Source organism: Streptomyces lancefieldiae, from assembly GCF_031845825.1.
GTDB classification, from domain to species: domain Bacteria; phylum Actinomycetota; class Actinomycetes; order Streptomycetales; family Streptomycetaceae; genus Streptomyces; species Streptomyces lancefieldiae.
In genome coordinates, this window is sequence record NZ_JAVRFH010000021.1 from 76882 (window position 1) to 101387 (window position 24506).

Here is a 24506-nt window from a genome sequence, read left to right on the forward strand (position 1 = left end):
GGAGCGGCCGGGGCCTCGATCGTGTGAACGGCCTCGCTGGTGGTCCCCGAACGTCCCGTGGGGCCTCGGCCGTGCGGGCCGGTGGGGCAGCCCGGTGTGAGAGCGGTGCCTTCGAAGCCGGGCGGGGAGGGCGACGCGGGGCGTTCGGCGCGAGGGAGGGGTGGGGGGTGCGCACCGGACGCCCCGGCCGCCCGGAGGGGCCGGGGCGGGAAAGGGGTGCGCACCGAGCGCCCCGGTCGTCCCGAGGGAGTGGTTCAGCGGGCCGCCGCGCCGAACCAGCGCTCCAGGGCGGGGGCGAGTCCCTCGTCCGCCGAGGTGCCGGTCCACGCCACGTAGCCGTCGGGGCGGAGCAGCACGGCCGTCGCACCGGCCAGCGCCTCCGTGCCGGCGGCGTCCGCGGCGGTCACGGTCGCCACGTCCACGCGGCCCTGCCAGCCGGCCGCCGTACGCCGTACCCCGGCGTCGTCGGCCAGGTCCAGCAGCACCCCGTGCCCGTCGTGCAGCAGTTCGGCGACACGGATCGCGCCGTCCTCGCCCACCAGTGTCCGCGGCGGCATCCTGCGGCCCACGAGCGGGTGGGCGCCGGCCTCCGCCCCGAGGTCGTAGCGGATGTCGAGGTGGCTGACGATGCCCGCCAGGTGCTTCTTGACGTCGTCGTACTGGACGAGCTCGGCGAACAGCTCGCGCAGCGGGTCCGCCTGCTCGCCGCCGAGGAAGATGGTGCCCTGGGCGCGGGTGTTCATCAGCAGCCGCTGGCCCACCGGGTGCCGTTCGGCGTGGTAGGTGTCGAGCAGCGCCTCCGGTGCCGCCCCGCGCGTGACCAGGGCCAGCTTCCAGCCGAGGTTGACCGCGTCCTGCACACCGGTGCTCAGTCCCTGCCCGCCGGCCGGAAGGTGGATGTGGGCGGCGTCACCGGCCAGGAAGACCCGGCCGCGCCGGTACTCGGAGACCTGGCGGGTGGCGTCGGTGAAGGAGCTGACCCACTTCGCGCCGCCGTGGTGGATGTCCTCCCCGGTGATGTGCTCCCAGGCGTCGGCGACCTCCTCGAACGGGACGGTCGCGTCACGGTCGCTGGCCGGGGTGCCGTGCGGGCAGACGATGAGCCGGTTCACGCCGTCGCCCAGCGGACCGACCATGACCATGCCCTTGGGCAGCCGCTCACCGAGGTAGCGGGGGCGCAGGTCGCAGCCGACGACGTCGGCGACGTACATCTTGCGGGAGGCCGGGGTGCCGGGGAAGTCGAAGCCGGCCGCCTTGCGGATCCGGCTGCGCGAGCCGTCGCAGCCCACCAGGTACGAGGCGCGCAGCCGCTGCGGTCCGTCGGGGGTGTCCAGGGCGATCTCGACGGTGTCGCCGTCCAGGAAGCCGTCGGCGAGCGAGGTGAAATCCCAGCCCCGCCGGATGTCCACGCCGAGTTCGGCGGCCCACTTCTCCAGGACCTCCTCGGTCCTCCACTGCAGCACGCCGCGCGCGCCGAAGTGGGCGTCCGGGAGCACGGAGTAGTCGAACTGCACGCCGCCGAAGTGCCCGACCGGCATGGTCTCCAGATCGCCCCAGCGGGGCAGCAGTCCGCGCTGGTCGAAGGATTCCATCGTGCGGGCGGTGAAGCCCAGGCCGCGCGACTCCATGGCGGGCTCGGTCAGCTTCTCGACCACGACGACGCGTGCTCCGCCCAGGGCGAGTTCCCCGGCGAGCATCAGGCCGGTCGGCCCCGCGCCCACGATGACGACATCGGTGTCCACCGCTGTCCCTTTCATGGTGTTCCCTTTCTTCGGATGCGACTTGACGCTTGCGGTGGAGGGACGTCCGGGGCGGCCTACCGACGCCCGGGCGGGCCGAACCAGCGCCGGAGGGCTGCGTGCAGTCCCTCCTCCCCGGAGCCCTCGCCCACCCAGGCGACGTGGCCGTCGGGGCGCAGCAGCACGCGGTCGGCGCCGTGCAGGGCGCCGGGGTCCTCCGGGAGGACCGCCGTCGTGCTCACCCGGTCCGTCCATCCGGCGGGCGGCTCGGCGGCGTCGCCGCCGCGCAGGTCCAGCAGGACGCCGCCACCGCTGCGCAGCAGACGGGCGGGGTGGAGCCGGCGCCGGCCGACGTGCAGCGCGGTGTGCGGCATCCGGGCGCCGAGCAGCGGGTGGGCGGGGCCGCCGACGTCGTAGCGCACGTCCAGGCCGCTGATCATGCCCGCGAGACGGGCCCGTACGTCCTCCAGGGCGATCAGCTCGCCGAGCACCGTGCGCAGGGGTTCCACGGTGCGGTCGCCGAGCAGCATGTGGGCCTGGGCCCGGATGTTGGCCAGCACCCGCCGGCCGACCGCGTGCCGCTCGGTGTGGTAGGTGTCCAGCAACTCGTCGCCGGCCTTGCCGGCCAGGCGCAGCGCGAGTTTCCAGCCGAGGTTGAAGGCGTCCTGGAGGCCGAGGTTGAGGGCCTGCCCGCCGATCGGCATCTGCCGGTGGGCGGCGTCGCCCGCGAACAGGATCCGGCCGTGCCGGTAGTGGGTGAGCTGGCGGGAGGCGTCGCCGAAGGCGTTGACCCACAGCGGTGTGCCGCCGCTGATGTCCTCGCCGGTGACCCGCTTCCAGACGGTGACGATCTCGTCGAACCGGGCCTCGTCGGTGCGCTCGCGCGCGGTCGAGCCGAACTCGTGCACCATCACCCGGGTCACGCCGTCGGGGCGGCGCGCGGCGATGGCCAGCCCCTGCTCCAGGCGTTCGAAGCGCCGGTTCGGCACGTCGATGCCGGAGACGTCGGCGCGCAGCAGTTCGCGGCCGGCGTCCTGTCCGGGGAAGTCGGCGCCGAGCAGCCGGCGCACGGTGCTGTTCTCGCCGTCGCAGGCCACCAGGTAGCGGCAGCGCAGGCGCAGTACGCCGTCCTGGCCGACGGCCTCGGCCTCGACCCCGTCCCCCACCTCGCCGACGGCGACGAGTTCGTGCTTGCACTTCAGGTCGGCGCCCAGCGACAGCGCCCATTCCTCCAGGACCGCCTCGGTCTTGGTCTGCTGCACCTTCCACTGGCCCGGGTGGGTGCTGGGCAGGGTGAGGTCGAGGGGGACGCCCCCGAAGTGGCCGCGGGGCTCGTCGGGCGGGGTGCCGAAGTCGGGCAGCAGTTCCCGGCTGTCGAAGATCTCCATGGTGCGCGCGTGCAGGGTGGAGGCCCGGGACTCCTGGTTGGAGGCGTGCCGCTTCTCCAGGAGGACCACGTCGACGCCGGCGTGGGCCAGTTCACCGGCGAGCATGAGCCCGACGGGACCGGCCCCGACGACGACCACATCGGCCGCAAGGCGCTCCGCTGCCACGGTCAGGCCTTCTTCTGCTCGGCGTGGGCCTTGGCGTGGGACAGCGTGGCGCGGCTGTTGGTGGACAGCGCCGTGTGCACGTACTCGCGGGCGTCGGCGACGGTGGCGTCGGCGCCGAGGATGCGTGCGATGTTGTCGGTGTTGATGGTGACGGTGTGCTGCGAGGAGGCGCTGGTGCCCTCCTCGTTCTCGACGAACGTCCACTCGCCGGTGTGCAGGGTCATCAGGGCGGGCAGCGTGACCTGCTTGTAGGCGATCTTGTGGTGCGGGAAGACGACCCGGTACGACTTGGTGGTGTGCACCGAGCCGTCCTTGGCGCGGGTGTCCATCTCCAGCTCCTGGAGGCCCGGGGTGTCCTCGGCCAGGCGTACGACGGCCACGTGCGGCAGCCGCTCGGCCCACCGGTCGGCCTCGTTGATGAAGTCGAAGACGTCCTTGGCGCTGCCCGCGATCTGCACCGTGTCGGTGAACGAGAAGGTGAGCTGCTCGGTGTCGGCGGCGTGCACGCGCTCGACGTTCTCCTTCAGCGCCGCCAGCTCCGAGGTGCTGTTCTTGTCCACGGCCCGCTCGATCCACAGCAGGTCGTGCGGGTCGTCGCCGATGGCGCTGTAGTCGTGCAGCAGGCGTACCCGGGAGGCGGCCTCGCCGAGCGGCTCGATGATCCAGGTGCCGCCCATGTGCTTGACGGGCGGCGCCGGGATCTCCTGGCGGAAGGTGATGGTCAGGCCGTCGGCGTCCAGGGTCCGGCGCGAGGTCCAGTCCTTGGGAGTGCCGTTGGCGGTGGCCCAGATCCGGATCCGCTCCTCGTCGCCCTGCTCCTCGAGCCGGTCGACGTGGATGGTGGGCGGGAAGATCCGCGGCCAGTTGGTCACGTCCGCGAGCAGCTCGTAGACCGCGGCGGCCGGGGCGTCGATGGTGATCTCGTGCTCGACCTCACGCGTCGTCATGAGGTTCTCCTCGGATGGTGTCGGGTGGGGCGAGGGTCAGAAGTTGCCCAGACCGCCGCAGACGTTGAGGGCCTGCGAGGTGATGGAGGCGGCGGTGTCGGAGGCCAGGTAGCCGACGAGGCCCGCGACCTCCTCGGGCGTGGAGTAGCGGCCGAGCGGGATCTTGGCCTGGAACTTCTCGAGGATGGCGTCCTCGGAGGTGTCGTAGGCGTTCGCGTAGCCCTGGCGCACGCGCTGGGCCATCGGGGTCTCGACATAGCCGGGGCAGACCGCGTTGACGGTGATGCCGGTGGGGGCCAGCTCGTTGCCGAGGGCCTTGGTGAACCCGACGACGCCGTGCTTGGAGGCCGAGTAGGGCGCGCCGAGGACGACGCCCTGCTTGCCGGCCGTGGAGGCGATGTTGATGATGCGTCCGCGGTCCTTGTGCCGCATGCCGCCGGTGTTGAGGACCGCCCGGGTCACCCGGAAGACGCTGGTGAGGTTGGTCTCCAGCACGTCCTCCCACAGCTCGTCGGTGAGGTCGGCGGTCACGCCGCCGCCGGAGCGGCCCGCGTTGTTGACCAGCACGTCGACGGTGCCGAAGCGGTCGACGGCGGCCTGGACGAAGGTCTCCACCGACGCGCTGTCGCGGACGTCGAGAACGGCGCCGTCCACGTCGAGGCCCTCGGCCTGGAGGTCCTTGACGGTGGCGGCGACGTTCTCGGCGCTGCGCGCGCCGATGAAGACACGGTGGCCGGCGGAGGCCAGCAGACGGGCCGAGGCCAGGCCGATACCGCTGGTGGCACCGGTGACGAGGGCGACCCGGGGCGTGCTGTTCTGCGTCATCTCGCGGTCCCCCTTCAGGCGGCCTGGGCCGGCGCGAGCTGCGCGTTGACGACGTCGATGAAGGAGCGCGGCGTGTTGGCCTCGCTGACGGCCTCCTCGTCCAGGGAGATGCCGTACTCGCGCTCGATGAGGCTGCCGGCCTCCAGCAGCGCGAGCGACTCGTAGCCGATCACCTCGAACTCGGTGTCGAGGATGTCGCCGTCCAGGTCGACGCCCTCGGCCACCCCTGCGGCCTCCCGCAGGGTGTGCTTGAGGTCGTCCAGGGTGAACACCTTGGTGGCCATGGTGGGTCCTTTCGTGTGTGGTTCGGGCTGTGCGGTGACGGGCCGCGCCGGCCCCTGTCGTCGTCCCCGCCTGCTCGGCGCGGGACGACGGGACTCGACTGCGGGAATCGACGACGGGGACTAGGCGGCGCGCACGACCATCGCGGAGTTGAAGCCGCCGCTGCCGCGGGCCAGGACGAGCGCGGTGCGTACGGGCGCCGGGCGGGGTTCGGTGAGGACCAGGTCGATCGGGTAGTCCGGGCACGGCTCGGTGTGCACGGTCGGGGGGATGACCCCGTCGCGGATCGACAGGAAGGCCGCCGCGAGGTCCAGCGGCGCGGCGCCGGAGTACAGGCGTCCGGTCATGGTCTTCGGCACGGTCACCGGCACTCCGCGGTCCCCGAAGACGGCGGTGATCGCCTGGGCCTCGACGAGGTCGCCGGCCGGATCGCCGGCGCCGTCGGCGAAGACCACGTCGATGTCGGCGGCGGACGCCCCGGCATCGGCGAGGGCGACCTCGACGGCCTTGCGCAGGCCCGGCTCGCGCCCGCTGCCCGGGCGCGGGTCGATCGTGGCGCCGTAGCCGGCGATCTCACCGTAGATCCGGGCGCCGCGGGCCCGGGCGGCGTCTGCTTCCTCGGCGATGAGGATGGCGCCGCCCTCGCCGGGCACGTAACCGCGTGCGTCCCGGTCGAAGGGGAGGTAGGCGCGGGTCGGTTCGTCGCTGGTGGACAGCTTGCCGGTGGTGAGCTGGGCGACCCAGCCCCAGGGGCAGACCGAGGCGTCGACCGCGCCGGTGACGATCAGGGCGGTGCCCTTGCGGATCTGCCGGCGGGCCTGCGCGACGGCGTCCAGACCGCCCGCGCCCTCGCTGACGACGACCCCGGAGGGGCCCTTCATGCCGTTGCGGATGGATATCTGGCCGCTGTTGACGGCGTAGAACCAGGCGAAGGACTGGTAGGCGGAGACGTACTGGCTGCCCCGGCTCCACAGGTTCTGGAGCTCGCCCTGGCCGAACTCGAAGCCGCCGGCGGCGGACGCCGTGATGACGCCCATGTCGAACTCCGGGAGTTCCCGGGGGTCGGCGCCGGCGTCCTTCAGGGCCCAGTCGGCGGCGACCAGCGCCAGCCGGGTGACCCGGTCGGTCTGCGGCAGCAGCCGGCTGCCCAGGTGCTCCTCCGCGACGAAGCCGGGAACCTCGCCGGCCAGCCGGGCCGGGTAGGCGGACGGGTCGAAGCGGGTGATGCGGCCGATGCCGTGCTTGCCCCCCAGCGTCGCCGACCAGTAGTCCTGCGTGCCCAGTCCGTTGGGCGCCGCGACGCCCAGGCCGGTCACCACCACCGAGGTGGTCATACGAGGCTCCTTTCCGCGCTGGCGAGCACCATGGCGCTCTGGAAGCCGCCGAACCCGCTGCCGACCGTCAGGACGGCGTCGATGAGCTGGTCGCGGGCGACGACGGGCACGTAGTCGAGGTCGCACTCCGGGTCCGGGGTGTGCAGGTTGGCCGTGGGCGGGACCACGTCGTACTCCATGGCCAGCGCGGACGCGGCGATCTCGATGGAACCGATCGCGCCGAGGGAGTGCCCGACCATCGACTTGATGGAGCTGACCGGGGTGCGGTACGCGTGCTCGCCCATGCTCCGCTTGAACGCGGCGGTCTCGTGCCGGTCGTTCTGCTTGGTGCCCGAGCCGTGGGCGTTGATGTAGTCGATCGACTCCGGGTTCAGCCGGGCCTCGTCCAGGGCCCGCTCGATCGCCTCGGCCATCTCCACGCCATCGGGCCTGAGGCCCGTCATGTGGTAGGCGTTGGAGCGGGTGGCGTACCCGGCGATCTCGGCGTAGATGTGCGCCCCGCGCCTGCGGGCGCTGTCCAGTTCCTCCAGGACGAAGAAGGCGGTGCCCTCGCCGAGGACGAACCCGTTGCGGGTGGCGTCGAAGGGGCGGGAGGCGAACTCCGGTTCGTCGTGGCGGGGGGTGGTCGCCTTGATCGCGTCGAAGCAGGCCATGGTGATCGGCGAGATCGGCGCGTCGGAGGAGCCGGCGATCACCACGTCCGCCGAGCCCTCGCGGACCAGCTCCACGGCGTAGCCGACGGAGTCGATGCCGGACGTGCAGCCGGTGGAGACCACGGTGCTCGGGCCCTCGGCGCCGACCGCCCAGGCGACCTCGGCCGCGAACGAGCTGGGCACCATGTGCCCGTACAGGTGCGGGACGGCGTAGGTGTGGTCCACGACGTCGAGGCGGCCGCCGTCACTGACGACGCGGTACTCCTCGTCCAGGCCCGTCGTCGCGCCGACCGCGCTGCCCACGGTGACCCCGACGCGGTGCGGGTCGAGGGCGCCCAGGTCGATGCCGCTGTCGGCGACGGCGCCGCGCGAGGCGACGACCGCGAACTGCGCGGCACGGTCCAGCCGACGCACCTCCTGGGGCGTCAGGCCGTGCTCGTACGGGTCGAAGTCGGCCTCGGCGGCCACCCGCGAGCGGAACGGTGCGGGGTCGAAGAAGGTGATGCCCCGGGTGGCGGTACGGCCGTTGCTCAGCAGGTCCCAGAACTTCTCCCGGCCGACACCGCCGGGGGCGATGACCTCGATCCCGGTGATGACGACGCGTCGCCGGTTCATGCGGAGGCCTCCCAGTGGTAGAACCGGCCGGCCATGGCGTCGGCCGGCGAGCGCCACGTCTTGGGGTCGTAGGCCTCGATGAAGGGCTTGAGGTCCTCGCTGATCCCGATGAAGCGCGGGTCGGTCTTGGCGCCTTCGATCAGCTCGCCGCCGTTGTCCTCGTCGAAGTCCTGGAGGTGGAAGTACAGGCCCCGGTAGGAGAACAGCTGGCGGCGCCGCGTTCCCATGCGGTGGGGCATGTCGGTCGCGTCGAAGTCGGCGAACAGCCGCGCCACGTCGTTGCTCGAGGCCGCGGCCATCCGGGCGACAATCAGCGTGCTGTGCATAGGGGTTCAGCTCCTCGGCGGTTGCATGGGAGATTTCGCGAAGCGGACGGGGCGGCCGGGTGGCCCGGGTGGCCGTCGGGAGCGGCCCCATCGCTCTCGACGGTGCGGCCCGGCGGTAGGGCCGGACCCGCAAAGCACCTGAGGCCGGCCTGAGCCGCGCTCACGGGCACCCCGTCGGGTGCGGCGGACGCCCGGCCCCGCGAAAGGACCGGGCGTCGGAGAACGGCGGGGCGTGCCGGCGGGCGGCACGCCGGTTCACGCGTCGTCGGCGGAGCGGGTGAGCACGACCTGGTAGGTGTTGACGTCGACCTCGGTGGTGACGGCACTGATCCGGGCGTGGGCCTTGCTGCGGCCCTCCGGCCACTTCTCCTCCGGCAGGTCCCGGTGGGCGTCGAAGGCCTCCTTGCTCTCCCACTGCGAGTAGGAGACGACGAAGGAGCCCTCCAGGCCGCGGGCGCGCAGGCCCTTGAGGACGATGTGCCCGCGGAAGCCGGGGGCGTCGACGATGCCCGCCTGGCCGGGGCCGAGGGCGTCGACCAGCTCGTCCTGGTCGGCCTGCTCGACCTTGTGGACGGCGATGACGGTGTAGTTGCCGCGGTTGGGGCAGATCGTCACCTCGCTGCCCGGGCCGTCGGCGGTCAGGGTGTAGGCGATCTCGTTCTGCAGCAGCCGGATGGAGGTGGTGATCTCACCGAAGACCGGCAGGGTGCGGTGCTTGAACTCCTCGCCCTGGTAGCGCTTCTCGAGGTCCTCGCCGCTGCGCCACTGGATGAAGTTGGCGGTGCCGGGGCTGTCGACGCCCGCGTGCACGGTGCTGGACATCCAGCCCTCGTACGTCGCCGCGTTGACGATCTTCGTCATCTCCTGGATGAGCGAGTCCTGCTTCTCGGGCGCGTCGGTGGTGAACAGGTTGAGGACGGTGAGGTGCTTGGCCTCGACGGAGACGGTGGGCATGGGTTTCCTTCGCTTCCTGTGACGGTACGGACGACAGCTGCGGGACGGAGGTCAGACTGCGGGACCGAACCAGCGGGTGAGGGCGGTGGCCAGGCCGTCGGCGCCGGCCCCGGTGGGCGCGACCCAGGCGACATAGCCGTCGGGGCGGACGAGGATGCCGTCGACGGGGGCCTCGCAGTCGAAGTCGGCGGCCACCAGGTCGACCCGGTCGGCCCAGCCCGCGGCCGCCGTGCGCAGCCCGTGGTCGCCGCCGAGCTCGAGCAGCACCGGGCGGCCGGTGTGCTGGAGCGCGAAGCTGGACATCTTCTCGCCGTCCACGACCAGCTCCCGCTCCGGCAGGCGCCGGCCGAGCAGCGGGTGGTCGCCCTCGCCGACGTCGTGGCGGATGTCCAGGCCGGTGACCATGCCCGCCAGCAGGCGTCGCACGGACTCGTAGTTCTCCACGAGCTCGCCGAACACCTCGCGCAGCGGGGCGATCTCGTCGCCGCCGAGGTAGAGGGTGCGCTGGGCCAGGGTGTTGGTCAGGATGCGGGCGCCGACCGGGTGCCGCTCGCTGTGGTAGGTGTCGAGCAGGCCCTCGGGGGCCCGGCCCTGCACCTCCAGCGCCAGCTTCCAGCCCAGGTTGACGGCGTCCTGGACGCCCGCGCTCATGCCCTGCGCCCCGATCGGCAGGTGGATGTGGGCGGCGTCGCCGGCCAGCAGGACCCGGTCCTTGCGGTAGGTGACGGCCTGCCGGCTGACGTCGGTGGTGGAGCTGACCCACAGCGGGGTGGCGCCGCTGATGTCCTCGCCGGACAGCCGCTGGAAGGTCGCGGCGACCTCCTCGAAGGTGATCGGGTCCGGGCTGGTGCGCAGCGGCTCGGTGCGGTCGAAGTAGATGACGCGGCTGCGGTCCGGACCGAGCGGCATCACCATTACCATGCCGTCCGGCACCCGCTCGCCGCTGAACCGCGGGCGCAGCTGGATGCCGGCCACGTCCGCGAAGCGCAGCTCGATGGTCGGCTCGGTGCCGGGGAAGTCGATTCCCGCGAGGGTGCGCACGGTGCTGCGGGCGCCGTCGCAGCCCACCACGTGGCGGGCGCGCAGCCGGATGTCGCCGTCCGCGGTGCGGGCGGTGACGGTCACCGCGTCCTCGGCCGTGTCCAGGCCGGTGACCTCGACCCCTCGGCGCACCTCGGCGCCGAGCTCCTGCGCCCAGCCGCCGAGGACGCCCTCGGTGCGGGCCTGCGGGATGCCGCGGGCGCCGAACGAGCCTCCCTCGATCACCTGGTAGTCCAGGCCCACGCCGCCGAAGTGGCCGACGGGAATGACACCGACCTCGCCGAAGCGGGCCATGAGGTCCCGCTGGGCGAATTCCTCGATGGTCCTCGCCGAGAACCCCAGAGCCCTGGACTGCCGCATGGGCTCGCTCAGTTTGTCGAGCACGGTGACCGAGACTCCATTGAGCCTCAATTCACCCGCAAGCATAAGTCCGGTGGGTCCGGCTCCCACCACAATGACGTCAGCGTCGAAGTCGCTCATTTGGCCCTCTCCCCACTGGTGTCCGGCCAGTATTACGAGGGCTGCGGACGGCCGTAAATAGCCGTTGGTACAGGACTTCGACAATGAATGCCAGAGAAACCTCGGGAATGTCAGATCTTCGTCAGAGAGGTTGCCGGGAGGAGGGCGGAGGATGGAATTCTCAGGTATGACCTACACCCGCAACACTGTCGAATCTGCAACTAGTTCAGCGGAGTCTTCGGAGCAGTCGCGCGCCTCGGTCGCGGCGTTGCTGAACCGCTATCTCGTCTCGCTCGACGACACCGACGACACGCTCGACGACGACTGGGCGGACGGCCTGTTCACCGAGGACGCGGTGGTCGCCTTCCCGATGAGCCGGCATCAGGGACGCGCCGGCATGGCCGCCTACCACAGCACGGCGCTGACGGCGTTCGCGGCCACGCAGCACCTGGGTGGCGCACCGGTGGTGGTGCTGGACGGCGACCGGGCCACGCTGCGCGCCAACCTGATCTCCACGCACGTGCACCACGCGCGGCACACCCCTCCGCAGGGAGAGCTGCCCCCGCTGTTCGCCACCGGCACGTTCGTCACGGGCCGGGCCCGCCGCACCGGCCGGGGCTGGCGGCTGTCCGAGCTGTCCTTCCGGCTGCTGTGGGCGGACGGCTCCCCCGCACCGGCGGCGTGAGGTCCGCACCTGCCGTCCCGGCGGCGTGAGGGGGGCGTCTGTCCCGGCGGCGTAAGTCTGTCCCGCGCGACAGCGCGCAGGCGCCGGCACGCCGGGACGGGCGCTCCCCTCACCGTCCGGTACGGGATGCGCCGACCGCGTCCCGTACCGGTGGGGCCGTCGGCGCTCAGGTGTTGAGGCTGAGCACCCGGTCCACGGCGATCTCGATGACCACACGGCCGGGCGGGTGGGGCGGCGCGGACCAGTACCGCCGGGCGTACAGCTTCGCCCCCTGCGCCACCCGCTCCGAGTCGCGCACGACGGTACCGGTGCCTTCCAGCGTGGCCCAGGCGAACCCGTCCACCTGGCACAGGGCCACCCGGCCGCCGGGCGTGGCCAGCAGATTGCGGGCCTTGCGGGACGAGTCGACCGTCATCACCCTCGCGAGACCACAGGACGCGTCCCAGGTGAACCGCACCGGCGCCACGTGCGGTGACCCGTCGGGCCGGATCGTGGTGAAGGCGGCGACGTGCTGGGTGTCGGTGAGGAACGCCTCCAGGGAGGCGGACACCACCGGCACGGCAGGGCGCTGCTCGGGCAGAGACATCGTCTTCGTCCTTACGCTCTCGGGAACGTGGAGATGAGGGCCGGCCCGTGAGGCCGTCCCGGGCGGGGAGGGCACCACCCGCGGGGCGGCGGGCTACGAGTCCCGGAAGGGGCGGCCGCGGCTCCCCTTCTCGCCCTCGCGCCCGGGAGCCTCCCTCCCGCCGGTCACCCAGGGTGTCAAGGCTCGCTCGCGGTTCCCTCGACGGCGGACGGTCCGCCCGTGGAGTGCCGGCGAAGCCATTCGACGGGCCGTTCGCGGCGCCGCCCGGATGCCGCGCACGGTGCCCGGTCCGTGCCGAGGACGGCCAGCACGTCGGCGACGGTGGCGCTCTCCCCGGTGTCGGGCAGGTGGCGCAGCAGACGGGTGCAGTGGGCCACGAGCAGGGCCGCGTCGGCGTCGGAGAGGCGGGCCCGGTCGTGCAGGGCGGACAGGGCCAGCGAGCCGTCGGCGAGGTGGTGGGCGAGCAGCGCGAGGGGGAAGACGGTGTGCGCGCCGCCGGCCCGCTGCCCCTCGAAGCGGATGCCGGCGGCCGACAACCCGGCTCGCAGGTCGGCCGCCGGGCGCGGGACGGCCTCGACGGACACCAGGCTCTCCATCAGCTCGGGGCCGGCCGTGCGGCCGGTCCACTGCCGCACCTGTCCGACGGAGGCCCATTCGTAGGCGGCCATGTCCAGCGCCCGGTCGCGCAGCGTGGTCAGCAACCGTTCCAGCCGGTGGGCGGGATCGACCCTCAGGGCCATGGGCAGGACGGTGCGCATCGGCCCCACCAGCCGTTCGACGGCGTCCAGGGCGATGCCACGCCCGGAGGCGGTGACGCCGAAGCCGACCGTCACCGGCCCGTCGGATCCGGCCGCCCGGTACAGCAGCAGGGCCCACACCGCGTGCAGCACGCTGGAGTCGGGCACCGCCCTGGTGCCGGCCCAGTGGTGCAGCCGTCCGGTCTCGGCGGCGCTCAGACGGACCTCGGTCCGGCCGCAGCCGCTCTGCCGCGTCTCGGGGCCGGGCAGGGCGGGCAGCAGCACCGGGCGCCCCGGCGGTACCGCCCGGGTGAAGAAGTCCCGGGCCGCGGCATGGTCCTGACGTTCCAGCCAGCGGGCCCGGTCCCGGATGTCGGGCCGGCGCTCCCCACCGGGCAGCACACCGCCGGCCAGGTAGGCGCGAGCGAACTCCTCCACCAGCACGAACGCGCTCCAGGGGTCCAGCAGCGCGTGGTGGAAGGTGAGCAGCACCCGCGTGGCCGGTGCGGCGTCGCGGAGTGCGAAGTCGGGGGGTACGGCGTCGGGGGGTACGGCGAGCGGTCCGCCCGGGCGGGCGGTGCCGTCGTCGGGCAGGTCGAGGAGGGTCAGGCGCAGCGGTGCGGGGCGGCGCAGGTCGAAGCCGCGCAGCCGGTCGCGTTCGAGCAGGTCCTCCCAGTCGACCGTCCCCGCGCGGTGGCGTACGACGTCGGCGCGCGCGTGGTCGTGCAGCACGATGCGCGGGCCGGGCGGATCGACGCGGGGGTCGGCCTGCCAGTCGACCGCGGCCCGCAGCACCGCTTCCCGGTCCGTGACGGACTGCCAGGCGGAGATGAAGCGTTCGGTGTCCAGTGGGCCCCGCCAGTCCCACAACACCTGCTCGACGTGCCGACCGGTGTGCCGGTGCGCGAAGGAGTCCAGCAGTACGTCGTACTGCTGCCGGGTCACCGGCACGGTCGGCCGCGGCACCCGCACGGCCGCGGCGCGGGCCGTCCGTCGGTCGGGCCCCCGCCGGCGGCGTGGGCGGCTCGGCCTCGCCATCGGCGCCCTCCTGAAGGATCCGCTTGCCTGCTGTCGGACGGGCCGGCGGCTCACCGCGGTCGGTCCCGGGGAGCGCGCGCACGCCCCACGGACGCGCTGCTCCCGGGCACATCATGGAGGAGGGCGCCGCCATCGGGCTGACAGCTCTCTGACGCGGCTTGACATCCGCCGCAGAACGGCTGGGGAGCACCGCACCGGGCACCGCACCGGCACGTGGCCGCCACCGGCCCGGCCGGGCGTGCGGGTTGCCGGGGCGGTGGGGTGCCCCGGCGCCGCGTCCAGGAGGGGCGGCCGACTCCTGTTCCCCGCCCGTGACGTGGTGCGCCGCGCAGGTCGGCTTCGGCCACCGCGTGCCGGACGGCGGTCACAGGACCCGTACCGCGCCGGTGGCGTGGTACGCGGCGTGGTCGAGGACGACCCGCGGGCCGCACGGTGACGGGCGTCGGACGGGTGCTCGACGGACGCCCGAGCCGTGCTCCGCCGTCGCTCGGCACCGCTTCGACCCCGGCGGTGCATGGTGCCGCCACGAGGGGAGCGGTCATGGGGCGGCAGAACGAATTCTTCCCGTACCGGTATCTGTGCGGCGTGTGGGACAGTCTCGTCGCCGTCGGGATGCTGCACGCGCTCGGCGGCACCGGCCCGGAGCTCTGTGCGCGACGCGACGCGGTGCACGACTCGCCGCCCGCGAGGCGTCCGCGACGACTGCCGCTGACGGCGCCGGAACAGCGGCCGGCGCGAAGAATGCGGCAGGAGCCGAGCGGCCGCGGCGTCCAGGACGTCGGGGATATCCCGGACACCCGGGACGCCCGGGACGCCCGGCACGCCCGGGACGCCCAAACCTTCCGGGACGTCCGAGCCCGGGTCACAGCCCCGCAACCTCCCGGGCGGTGAGCCGGGCGAGCCGGTCGGCGAGGTCCTGCTGCTCGCGGGCGAGCCGTTCCAGCCGGTGCCGCAGCCCGGCGATCTCGTCGTGGAGCAGGCCCAGGTCCGTCCCGCCCGGGCCGGTCCGGGTCACCGTCGTGTCCCGGGGCCCGGCCCGGCGGGACGTCCCGGAGCCGGCGTGCCCGTCGGCGGCCGACAGCGGCCCCGCAAGCCCGTGGTGCCGGATCGCCTCCATACGGCTGCGCAGCACCGGGCCCGGTTCGATGCCCAGGTCGTAGGCGAGTCTGCGGCGTGCCCGCTCGTACGTGCCGAGCGCCTCGGCCTGCCGGCCGCTGCGGTGCAGGGCGGTCATCAGCAGTTCGTAGAACCGCTCCCGCAGCGGGTGAGCGGTCGTCAGCTCCTCCAGTTCACCGGTGATCTCCTGGGCCAGGCCCGCCCGCAGGCAGGCGTCGTACAGCGTCTCCAGGGCGACGAGCCGGCCTTCCTCCAGCAGGGCGGCCTCGGCCGAGCAGATGGCGCCGCGGCCGCAGCCCTCCAGGGCGGGGCCGCGCCACAGGGCGAGGCCTTCGCGCAGGACGTCCACCGCGCGGACGGGCTCGGTGACGGCCAGGGCGCGTCCCTCGGCGATCAGGCGGTGGAAGCGCTGGGCGTCGGTGAGGGTGCGGTCCGGACGCAGGGCGTAGCCCAGGGGTCGGGTCACCAGCCACTCGTGGTGGGGTTCGCCCGGGCCGCGCGCGGGCCGGGGCAGCAGGCGGCGCAGCCTGGCCACATGGGCCTGCAGAGCGTTGGCGGCGTGCGCCGGCGGGCGTTCGGCCCACAGTTCGTCGACCAGCCGTTCCACGGGCACGGCCTGCCCGGCCTTCACCACCAATGCGCCCAACAGGGCACGCTGCTTGGCGCCCGTGGGCACGACGGACACGTCCGCGTCGCCGTCGTAGATCTGGACAGGGCCCAGGATCCTGAACTCCATCTCGTCCTCACCCGGAATTTCGACGAGACCGCTTATCCGGCGCACGATAGTGTCCCCGATTTCGGAATACCGCGTTCACCAGCGGCCCACAGGTCCGCGTGGACGGTTCCTCAAGGCGGTCACCCCTGTTCACGCTCCCCCTCCGGCCCGGACCCGAAGGGCGGCTCAAGACATACTCGAACAGATCTGGGGTGCCACTCTGCAATGGTTATGACTCACCTAGTGATCGGCCCGTGTGAATGCCACAAGAAACCGCGAAGCGACAGTATCTGAGGGCTCGATCAGCACTCTGGTCCGACGGCCGCCATCTCGGCACGGAGGGAATCATGAACATAAAAGTCCTGGGTGCGTTGAATGCCGAAGTCAACGGAATATCGATCGTGCCCACCGCGGGGAAGCCCCGCCAGGTCCTGGCGCTGCTCGCCCTGTACCCCGGGCGGGTCGTGCCGGTGCCCACGCTCATGGAGGAGATCTGGGGCATGGACCTGCCGCAGAGCTCGCTGACCACGCTCCAGACGTACATCCTCCAGCTGCGCCGCATGCTGGGCACCGCGATGGGCCCGGACGTACCGGGCTCGGCCAAGGACGTGCTCGCCACCCGCTACGGCGGCTATCTGCTCCAGATCCCCGCCGAGGCGATCGACGTCTACCGGTACGAGCGTCTGGTCGCCGAGGGACGGCAGGCGTTCGAGGACGGCGAGGACGCCCGCGCGGCCGCGGTGCTGCGCGAGGCGCTCGACCTGTGGGAGGGACCCGCCCTGGTCGACGTACGGGTCGGACCGGTGCTGGAGATCGAGGTGATGCGGCTGGAGCAGAGCCGCCTGGTCGCCCAGGAGCGCCGCATCGACGCCGATCTGCGGCTCGGCCGGCACGTGGAGCTGATCGCCGAGCTCACCGACCTGATCGCCCGCCACCCCCAGCACGAAGGGCTGCACTCGCAGGCCATGGTGGCGCTGTACCGCTCCGGCCGACAGGCCGCCGCGCTGGACGTCTACCGGCGGCTGCGGCAGCGGCTCATCGACGAACTCGGCGTCGAACCCTCGCCGCAGCTGCAGCGGATACACCAGGCGATGCTCGCCGTCGACCCGCGTCTGGACGTCGTCGCCGGCCCCCGCCGCACGTCGACGTTCGACCTGTACGCCGCCTAGCGCCGTGCGAAGCGAGTCGAGTGTCGCCCGAGCCGAGGTTGCTTGGCTCGTGTGACCCGGTGTGCGGCGCTGCCGCCGTCCGGCAACAGGTCGGCACTCGGCGCGACGTGCCGGGAGGAGGGTGACGGATGGCTTCCTGACGCAGGTCGAGGGGGTGGACGGAACAGGGGTCGGGCCGCGCTGCCTCGCCCACGCGGGGGTGGGCGTGGCCGGCTGCCGCCGCCGGCCGGCGGCGGTCGGACCGGTCCCGCACGCCCTTCTAGTCGATGCTGCGGACGATGACACGCTCGTCCTCGTCCTCGCGTTCCTCCGCGCCCGCCAGGCGCAGTGGCGGACCGCCCCGGAGCGTCCTCACGAACACGGACGTGTCGCCCTCACGCAGTTCGTTGTCGCCGTCGTGCATGGGCACCTCCTCGGTTTTCGGTCGGCCCAGAGTGTCAAGGTTCACTCGTGGCTCGATCGACGGCCGCCCCGCCGCCCGTGGAGTGCGGCCGGAGCCGGGACGCCTTCCCTCCCGGGCCCCGTGTCCGGGGCGCGATGCGCGGGAGCGCCTCCCCGGCGAGCACCTCCAGCAGGGCGGCGGCGGTGGTGGTCTCGCCGGTGCTGGGCAGGTGGCGCAGCAGCCGGGCGCAGTGGTCGGCCAGCAGGTGCGCGTCGCCGTCGGAGATCCGGTTCCGGTCGTGGACGACGGTGAAGGTCAGGGAGCCGTCACCACCGCGGTGCACGAGCAGGGCGACGGGGAGGTCGGGCCACGCGCCGCTCGCCCGCTGCGGCTCCAGAGTGATGCCGGCGACGGCGAGTTCGGCCCGCACACCGGTGAGCGGGCGCGGTCCGCTCTCCACCGAGACCAGGCTCGCCAGCAACTCCCCACCGTCCGAACCGCTGTCCGAACCCCCGGCTGAGCCACTGGCCGAACCGCCCGCCGATCCACCGGTCGAGCGGCCGGTCCACCGGTGGATCTGGCCGGTGGAGACCCATTCGTAGGCGGCCATGTCCAGGGCGCGGTCCCGCAACGCCGTCAGCAGCCGGCCGACCGTCTCCTCGGGATCGACGCGGACCACCATCGGCAGGCAGTTGCGCATCGGCCCGGGCAGCCGCTCGGCGCACTCCAGCGCGATGCCGCGCCCGGAGACGGTGACGCCGAAGCCCACCGTCGCGGCCCCGTCGTGCCGCGCCGCGCGGTACAGCAGCAGGGCCCAGACCGTCTGGAGGGCGCTGCTGTCGGGGACGGAACGCAGGGCGGCCCAGCGGTGCAGCCGCCCGGCCTCGGCGGGGCTCAGCCGTACCTCGGCCCGGCCGAGGCCCCGCTGCCGGGTGCGCGGACCGTGCCGGGCGGGCAGCACGGCGACGGTGTCACCCGGCACCGCCCCGAGCCAGAAGTCCCGCGCCGGGGCGGGATCCTGCCGCTCCAGCCAGCGCACCCAGTCGCGCAGGTCGGGCCTGCGCTCGCCGCCGGGCAGCGCTCCGCCCGCGAGATAGGCCCGGCAGATCTCCTCCAGCAGGACGAACACGCTCCACGCGTCCAGCAGCGCGTGATGGAAGGTGAGAAGCACCAGGGTCACGGCCCCGGAGCCGGCGTCCACGGGGTCGCCGGCGAGGTCGACGAGGGTGACGCGCAGCGGGCAGGGGCGGCGCAGGTCGAAGCCGCGCCGGCGGTCCCGCTCCAGCAGCCGGTCCCAGTCGACGGTGCCCGCACGGTGGCGTACGACCTCGGCGCGGACGTGGTCGTGGAAGACCACGCGTGGCTTCGGCTCCCCTGCGAAGGCGGCCCGCAGCACGGTCTCGCGGTCGACGACCGACTGCCAGGCCGCGGTGAACCGCTCGGTGTCCAGCGGCCCGCACCAGCGCCAGGCCAGCTGCTCGACGTGCCGTCCGGTGTGCCGCCGGCGCACCCCGGCGTCGCCCAGCAGGTCGTACTGCGGCCAGACCACCGGTACGCCCGGCGGACGGGGCGCACCGGGACGGCCCCGCACGGCACGCGGGCGGCTCTGCCTCGCCATGGTCGCCCTCCTAGAAGTCGCTGCCTCCCTCCAACGGGCTCCGCGGTCACGGAAGTCCCGGGGAGCGGCGGGCCGGGGGCGCGATACTCCCCGGGCATCGTGGCAGAGGCGGCTGCCGGGCCTCTGACGGAGGGCTGACGCTGCTCGGAACCCACCGGAGAAACGCTTCTGCAGTGGCAGGGCGGCTCATGACGGCGCGACTCCTGGCAGGGCCGCTCCGCGCACCGTAGAACCGGCCCCACCCGCGCGCGCCGTATCCGTGTCCGGCAAGTGCAACGGTCCCGGCCCGCGCCCGGGACCGCCCCTGCCCGGAGCGGCGCCGGGCGGCGCACCTTTCCTCCGGCCGCCCTCCGGTACCGAGCGGGCTCCAACCGGGCCGATCCCGGGCCACCAGCCCTGGATACGCCACCGCCGTCTGGAGCGCTGCCGCCTCGACCTGACCGATCCACACTTCCACGTCACGAGGTCCAGACCATCGCCGCCCGATGAGGTTCACCGACACGGCACACTTCGGCCGCCTGTTCCGGGCCGCCTACGGGATACCACCGCGGGATTACAGGGACCTGCTGCCAGAGACGCGCGCGAATCGTCTACAACCCTGCACGGAATGACAAGGCCGGGAACCCCCGCTCTCGGCAACCTGGACGACGACCGCGACCGGCCGTGCTCTGTGCCCGCGCCGATCGCATTCGTTCACGGGTTTGCAGCATGTCCGGCACCAGCCATGACCATGCGAGAACCCATCCGTCGAGAGAGAAGGACGAGTTATGCGTATGCGCAATGTCCTCGCTGGTGCGGCCCTGGGGTCCGCCCTTGTGCTGGGGGGCCTGGCCGCTCCCGCGCAGGCCGCTCCCGCGCAGGCCGTTTCCGCGCAGGCCGACAGCAACATGACGGCAGCCGCACCGAACACCGCCTCCGCCATCATCCGCGTCGGCTGGTACTCCAGCTTGGCGCGGTGCGAGGCCGACGGAGAGAACGCCGCCTATAGCTACTGGTACTGCGAGTGGAGCTCCAGCCGCGGCGCCTGGGGACTGTACGTGGACAACGACTCGTAAAGTACCTGCGTTGGTTCCAGTGGGAGTTCCCCAGCTCAGGATTCGAACGCGCTGGTCTGAGGAGCGGTGCCGGGTTCGTCCGACTCGCGCCACCGACTGTCGTTGAAGGGGGAGAAGCGACGACGGGGGCCGGGATGGATCCCGAGGACCTGGAGATCACACCGCCGTAGGGACCGAGCTGCGAGGGTGTCCGTGACCTGATCGTAGAACTTCTGCAAGCTCACTCGCTGGTCAGCCATGTCGTCCCGGTCCCCGCGGCTCGGGGCGACATCGGCCTGCACGTCGAGATCGGCGGATGGACTCCTGGGGCCCCTGCCGCGCTTCGGGGGAACGCTGATCTCACGCAGGCGGAGGCTGGCGGTCGAGGAAGAGCCATGCAGTGAGACCCGCAGATGTTCGCTGGGGAGAGCGCTACCGTGGTTCTGAGGTCAGCGTCCCTGGCGGGAACGCTTCCCTACGGTCCCGGGCCAATCTCCGGGACGGGTGTGCCGCCTGTTCGGGCTTTGGTGGGGCCGGAGCCTTCGCCAGCCTTGTTGATCCCTGGCTCTCTGAAGGGCCGGGGTGCCGGTCGAGCTTCTGACGGGTGAGCAGGCCGCGAAGTACGCGATGTACGACGGCGCCGTCCCGTACGGAGTTGGAGCGGCTCTTCTTGCTGGACGACGCGGACCAGCCGCTTATCGAGCTGCCTGCCCCTCTCTACGGTGTCTCAGCCGTCATCGCCGACATGAACCCCTGGTCCAGCATGGTCCCCACGGAGGTGTCGCCGGCGGTGCTCAGCCCGGCGTCGTGGCAGGCCACGCTCAGCAGGTAGCGGTCCATCGCCGGGTAGGTCGCGAACCCCCACTCTCCGTCCGTGACGACACTGCCGTCGGGGGTGCTCAGCCGGCCACCGCTGAAGCCGAACTCCTTGAATCCGAAGCGCAGTCCCTGCCCGAGGGCCTTGCTGTAGGCCTCCTTCAGGGTCCACAGGCGCAGCGCGTGGGCGCGCCGCTCCCCCTCCGGCAGTTCGGCCAGTTCCCGGGCCTCGGCCGGGGTGAAGACCTGGGTCTCGAGCAGCTCCAGGCGTACGGGCCGATCGGCGGGTTCCACGTCCACCCCGATGCGGCCGATACGGCTGAGGCCGACGGCCATCAGGTCACCGGTGTGACTCAGGCTCAGTTCGATCTGGTCGAAGCCGCGCAGGTAGGGACGCCCGCCCAGCCGGTAGGCGAGGTCCAGGTACTCGGGCGGGACGGCCAGGGCCGCGGCGGCCGTGTACTTGATCAGCAGCCGGGACGCGGCGAACCGGTAGCGCACCACCGCGTCAGGGGTGCGCCGGTAGCGCTGCCAGTCGGAGCCGAGCAGCTCCCGCAGCCGCCGGGTGGTGAGCACGCTGGGCAGCCACTCGCTCCAGGTCGTGCAGACCAGCGCGTTGCCGAGCTGGGAGAGGTTCTCCCGCACTCCGGGCCAGGGCCCGGACGGCCGCGACACGTGAAGGGGCACGGCACATCTGACCCGGTCCATCAAACCTCCTAGCAAGGGGACCGCCGGCTACAGCCTCGTACGGCCCCTGGACGTTTCTCCACCCTCTTCGGCACGAGCCCGCCCCGACCCGCCCGGCCGCCCGGCCCACCGTGCTCAGCAGGCCAGTCGCGTGCCGTACAGATCCAGGCTGCGCCCGTGGCGGCAGCGCCCGAGCACCTCCGCCAGGACCGTCTGCTGCACCCCCGCCGGCAGATCCGGCACCGGGGCGCCGAGTCTGCGGCCGATGCGGCTGAGCACGAGCACCGCCCAGGCGGGGTCGGCCAGGAAGGCGTCGCCGCCCGCCTGGCCCTCCCAGACGCCGAGGCAGGCGGCGGCGGACAGCACCAGGGCGTAGCGGTCGGCCAGGGCGCAGGCCAGCGGGTCGACCGCCGTGCTTCCGGCGGCGGGCAGGGCCGCGCACCGCGCGCGCAGCACCCGCAGTTCCTCCACCAGCGTCCGGGCCAGCGCGGCGAGCGCGGCGTGCAGCGGCCCGGACGCCGCCTGCCCGGCCAGCCGTTCGGCGGCCCCGATCAGCGTCGCCGTGAGCAGGTCGTCGGTCCCGAAGTGGGTGAGCCTGCGGTGGTCGAGCGGCGGCAACGGCGCTCCCGGCCGGAACAGTTCGGCGGGCGGTTCCTCGGTCCGGAACCACGCCGTACGCGCCAGCGCCGGCAGCTGGGGCACCAGTACCGCCTGGCAGACGGCCGTCCCGGAGTGCCCGAGTCCGGCCACGGGCAGGTCCCGGGCGAGCTTCTGGAAGCCGCCGTACAGCGGCCCGCGGTCGTAACCCCGGGCACCGAGCACGGCGGCCAGCTCCTCCAGGTCCTCGCGCAGCAGGTCCGGCATGGTGTACTTGACGGCCGCCGCGAGCAGGTACGCGTCCTGCGGTACGAGGCTGAGCGCGCGCAGCCCGGTGACGGCCATGGCGTCGCAGGCCAGCAGGTCCGCGAACACCCCGCTGAGCGCCCTGTGCCAGCGGCGGGCGGGCTGTCCGTCGGGCCGGTTCTCGGTGGCGGCGCGCACGGCCAGCCGCAGCACGCTGTCCACGCCCGCGAGCACCGTGCCCGGGATGAGGCAGTGGCTGATCTGGAAGCTGCGCAGGGCCAGGGTCACGCCCTCGCCGAGGGAGCCGACCAGGGCGCTCTCGGGCAGCGACACGTCGGTGAGCTGGAGTTCGTGGAAGCGGGCCCCGCGCATGCCGGGCAACTCCACCCGCGCCAGCCGGCGCACCTCGCCGGAGGCGGGCGGCCCGGGCAGCAGGAGTACCGAGTGGCTGCCGGAGCCGTCCTCGGTGGCGGTGCGGGCATAGACGACGAACGTGTCGGTGCGGTCGGCGTTCATGACCGCGTCCTTGCTCCCGTTGAGCAGGAAGCCGCCGCCCGGGGTGCGCGCCGCGCCGACCTCGCGGCGCAGGATGGCGTTGGCGTGCGCCACCTCGCGGTGCACGATCGCGACCCGGCCGCCGTCGAGCAGCACCTCGGCGAGGGCCGCGCGCTGGGGCGCGTCGCCCGCGGTCCACACCGAGGAGGCGGCGAACAGCGAGGTGACGCCGAAGCCGTAGCCGAGCGCGAGGTCGCGGCGGAAGAGCGGGCGCAGCACGCGGGCGAGCTGCTCGAGGTCGGTCAGCCGGCCGCCGAGGTCGTGGGGCACGAACTCGGCGGACAGCCCGTGGTCGGCGAGCAGCGCCTCGGTGGCCTCGGGTGCCTCGCGGGTGTCGTCGGCCCGTACCAGGGCCAGGTGCCCGTGCGGGTTGCCGGGGTCGAAGGGGTCGCCGAGCGCGGCCTCCAGCCGGGCGGCGCGTTCGGGCTCGCCGGTGTCCCACACCGTGGCGGGGCCCGACGCGGGTCCCGAGGCGGGGCCCGAGGCGGGGCCCGAGGCGGGGCCCGAGGCGGGGCCCGAGGCGGGGCCCGAGGCGGGGCCCGTGGTGCGGCCCGGAGCGGGGCCCGGAGTGGGCCCCATGGTGCGGCCCTCCCCCGCGGGCCCGGTGGCCGTGCCGGTCGCGGCGGTCACAGGACCCGCACCACGCCGGAGGCGTGGCGTGCGGCGTGGTCCAGCACGCGCCGGCCGGCCCGGCCCAACTCGTCGCACGCCCGCCGGGCGGCGCTCTCGCCCGGGCCGACGGCGTCGTCGCCGAGCAGCACGTTGTGCCGCACGGTCACGTTGACTCCCGACTCGTCGGGCTCGACGGACCATTCGCCGGTGTAGGCGGCCAGCGGTCCGGACGTACGCGTGTGCTTGTGCACGATGCGGCCCGCGCCCGGGAAGCTGATGCGCACCGCCTCGGTGCCGGTCGCGGACCGGCCGTCCAGGGTGAGCACCTGGACCCCCGGGGTGTCCTCCAGCACGGTCAGCGGGCGCGTGTCCGCCAGGTCCTCGGGCCAGTCCGCGGTCCGGTGGAGGAAGTCGAGGATCAGCTCGGCGGGTGCCTTGACCCGTACGGTGTCCTCGAAGGTCACCGTGAGGTCGTCCAGGCGGGTCCAGCGCTCGGCGAGCCAGGCCAGCCGGTCGAGCTGGGTGCGGCTGTTGGCGCGGGTGACCCGCTCGACCCAGGCCACGTCGGCGGGCGCGTCGCCGGCGACGGTGAAGGCGTGCTCCAGGGTCACCCGGGAGACGTCACCGAAGGGGCGCACCGTCCAGACCCCGGTCATCGACTCGACCGGTGCGGAGGTCAGTTCCTGGCGGAACTCCACCCGCCGCTGTCCGACGTCCAGGCGCCGGCGCGACACCCAGGAGCTGATCCTGTCGCCCGCCAGGGCCCACATGCGCAGGCGCTCCCGCGTCCCGTCGAAGTCCAGTTGCTCCACGTGGACACACGGGGGGAAGAACAGCGGCCACACGGTGGCATCGGCGATCAGTCCGTACAGCACTCCGGCCGGGGCCGGGGCGGTCACTTCACAGGCAGTACGGTGCACTCGCGCATCCGGCATCGTCCACACCCTTCGTCGTCCAAGACCGTCTCAGCCGTGCCCAGTCCCTGCTCGGCCGCCGGCGTGCCGCGGTCCAGTCCACCCGGGCAGGCGGCTGCGGCGGGGCCCGTCGTGCTGCGGCTGTCCCCGACCTTGTCCGGAACCGCTCGGAATCCGCACGCGCCCCGCTCGCGTCCCACTGGAGCGGCCCCGGCCCTCCGCCCGGTGCGCGCTCCACCGGAACCCGGCGCATCCTCGAGCCCGGCGGCGG

At 73.3% G+C, this 24506-nt stretch carries 22 protein-coding genes; 4 read left to right on the top strand and 18 right to left on the bottom strand.

The features are described from left to right. Positions 1–254: 254 nt before the first annotated feature. The 10 genes from RM812_RS21225 to RM812_RS21270 form a co-directional block, all read right to left on the bottom strand. A complete protein-coding gene (locus RM812_RS21225; RefSeq protein WP_311574789.1) occupies positions 255–1757 on the bottom strand; it encodes an FAD-dependent monooxygenase in 1503 nt (500 codons plus the stop codon). A gap of 59 nt (positions 1758–1816) precedes the next feature. Beyond that, positions 1817–3292 carry an FAD-dependent oxidoreductase gene (locus tag RM812_RS21230; RefSeq protein WP_311574790.1) on the bottom strand — a complete coding sequence of 492 codons (1476 nt, stop codon included), beginning with the start codon at positions 3290–3292 and terminating at the stop codon, positions 1817–1819. 2 nt (positions 3293–3294) lie between these two features. Further along, positions 3295–4239: an aromatase/cyclase gene (locus tag RM812_RS21235; RefSeq protein ID WP_311574791.1), complete on the bottom strand. Its 945-nt coding sequence runs from the start codon at positions 4237–4239 to the stop codon at positions 3295–3297. 36 nt (positions 4240–4275) lie between these two features. Then, a complete protein-coding gene (gene fabG, locus RM812_RS21240; RefSeq protein ID WP_311574792.1) occupies positions 4276–5064 on the bottom strand; it encodes a 3-oxoacyl-ACP reductase FabG in 789 nt (262 codons plus the stop codon). A gap of 14 nt (positions 5065–5078) precedes the next feature. Continuing rightward, on the bottom strand, positions 5079–5348 hold the full coding sequence (locus RM812_RS21245; protein WP_311574793.1) for an acyl carrier protein: 270 nt from the start codon (positions 5346–5348) through the stop codon (positions 5079–5081). A 120-nt stretch (positions 5349–5468) separates the two neighbouring features. Beyond that, entirely contained in the window at positions 5469–6680 is a 1212-nt protein-coding gene (locus RM812_RS21250) for a ketosynthase chain-length factor (RefSeq protein WP_311574794.1), read from the bottom strand. Beyond that, positions 6677–7948: a beta-ketoacyl-[acyl-carrier-protein] synthase family protein gene (locus RM812_RS21255; RefSeq protein WP_311574795.1), complete on the bottom strand. Its 1272-nt coding sequence runs from the start codon at positions 7946–7948 to the stop codon at positions 6677–6679. The genes RM812_RS21250 and RM812_RS21255 overlap by 4 nt, the downstream gene beginning before the upstream one ends. Further along, on the bottom strand, positions 7945–8274 hold the full coding sequence (locus RM812_RS21260) for a TcmI family type II polyketide cyclase (protein WP_311574796.1): 330 nt from the start codon (positions 8272–8274) through the stop codon (positions 7945–7947). Before RM812_RS21260 ends, RM812_RS21255 begins: the two co-directional genes overlap by 4 nt. Before the next feature lie 255 nt (positions 8275–8529). After that, positions 8530–9228: an antibiotic biosynthesis monooxygenase family protein gene (locus tag RM812_RS21265; protein WP_311574797.1), complete on the bottom strand. Its 699-nt coding sequence runs from the start codon at positions 9226–9228 to the stop codon at positions 8530–8532. A gap of 51 nt (positions 9229–9279) precedes the next feature. After that, positions 9280–10749, bottom strand: coding sequence for an FAD-dependent monooxygenase (locus RM812_RS21270; RefSeq protein ID WP_311574798.1), 1470 nt, complete (start codon positions 10747–10749; stop codon positions 9280–9282). A gap of 151 nt (positions 10750–10900) precedes the next feature. On the opposite strand from RM812_RS21270, the gene RM812_RS21275 reads away from it, so the two are divergent. Further along, complete coding sequence (locus RM812_RS21275; RefSeq protein ID WP_311574799.1) at positions 10901–11413, top strand: nuclear transport factor 2 family protein; 513 nt, start codon at positions 10901–10903, stop codon at positions 11411–11413. A gap of 166 nt (positions 11414–11579) precedes the next feature. Here RM812_RS21275 and RM812_RS21280 read toward each other — a convergent pair whose 3' ends face one another. Together RM812_RS21280 and RM812_RS21285 are read right to left on the bottom strand one after the other, a co-directional pair. Next, positions 11580–11999 carry a pyridoxamine 5'-phosphate oxidase family protein gene (locus RM812_RS21280; RefSeq protein WP_311574800.1) on the bottom strand — a complete coding sequence of 140 codons (420 nt, stop codon included), beginning with the start codon at positions 11997–11999 and terminating at the stop codon, positions 11580–11582. A 176-nt stretch (positions 12000–12175) separates the two neighbouring features. Beyond that, on the bottom strand, positions 12176–13774 hold the full coding sequence (locus RM812_RS21285; RefSeq protein ID WP_311574801.1) for a condensation domain-containing protein: 1599 nt from the start codon (positions 13772–13774) through the stop codon (positions 12176–12178). 540 nt (positions 13775–14314) lie between these two features. Between RM812_RS21285 and RM812_RS21290 the strand changes: the two genes are divergently transcribed. Next, positions 14315–14665: a hypothetical protein gene (locus tag RM812_RS21290; RefSeq protein ID WP_311574802.1), complete on the top strand. Its 351-nt coding sequence runs from the start codon at positions 14315–14317 to the stop codon at positions 14663–14665. Here the strand turns inward: RM812_RS21290 and RM812_RS21295 are convergent. Continuing rightward, positions 14637–15626 (bottom strand): AfsR/SARP family transcriptional regulator, encoded by a 990-nt coding sequence (locus tag RM812_RS21295; RefSeq protein ID WP_311574803.1) that lies wholly within the window; start codon positions 15624–15626, stop codon positions 14637–14639. The genes RM812_RS21290 and RM812_RS21295 overlap by 29 nt on opposite strands. A gap of 326 nt (positions 15627–15952) precedes the next feature. On the opposite strand from RM812_RS21295, the gene RM812_RS21300 reads away from it, so the two are divergent. Next, on the top strand, positions 15953–16774 hold the full coding sequence (locus RM812_RS21300; protein WP_311574804.1) for an AfsR/SARP family transcriptional regulator: 822 nt from the start codon (positions 15953–15955) through the stop codon (positions 16772–16774). 259 nt (positions 16775–17033) lie between these two features. Here RM812_RS21300 and RM812_RS21305 read toward each other — a convergent pair whose 3' ends face one another. Continuing rightward, positions 17034–17177 (bottom strand): hypothetical protein, encoded by a 144-nt coding sequence (locus RM812_RS21305; RefSeq protein ID WP_311574805.1) that lies wholly within the window; start codon positions 17175–17177, stop codon positions 17034–17036. Between the two features lie 34 nt (positions 17178–17211). After that, positions 17212–18774: a condensation domain-containing protein gene (locus RM812_RS21310; protein WP_311574806.1), complete on the bottom strand. Its 1563-nt coding sequence runs from the start codon at positions 18772–18774 to the stop codon at positions 17212–17214. Positions 18775–19541: 767 nt separating this feature from the next. Here RM812_RS21310 and RM812_RS21315 point away from each other — a divergent pair. Continuing rightward, entirely contained in the window at positions 19542–19829 is a 288-nt protein-coding gene (locus RM812_RS21315; protein WP_311574807.1) for a hypothetical protein, read from the top strand. 696 nt (positions 19830–20525) lie between these two features. Here RM812_RS21315 and RM812_RS21320 read toward each other — a convergent pair. The 3 genes from RM812_RS21320 to RM812_RS21330 form a co-directional block, all read right to left on the bottom strand. Then, on the bottom strand, positions 20526–21332 hold the full coding sequence (locus RM812_RS21320; RefSeq protein ID WP_311574808.1) for a 4'-phosphopantetheinyl transferase family protein: 807 nt from the start codon (positions 21330–21332) through the stop codon (positions 20526–20528). Positions 21333–21446: 114 nt separating this feature from the next. After that, positions 21447–23339, bottom strand: a complete 1893-nt coding sequence (locus RM812_RS21325) for an acyl-CoA dehydrogenase (RefSeq protein ID WP_311574809.1) — start codon at positions 23337–23339, stop codon at positions 21447–21449. After that, positions 23336–24220: an aromatase/cyclase gene (locus tag RM812_RS21330; protein ID WP_311574810.1), complete on the bottom strand. Its 885-nt coding sequence runs from the start codon at positions 24218–24220 to the stop codon at positions 23336–23338. The genes RM812_RS21325 and RM812_RS21330 overlap by 4 nt, the downstream gene beginning before the upstream one ends. Between the last annotated feature and the right edge of the window lie 286 nt (positions 24221–24506).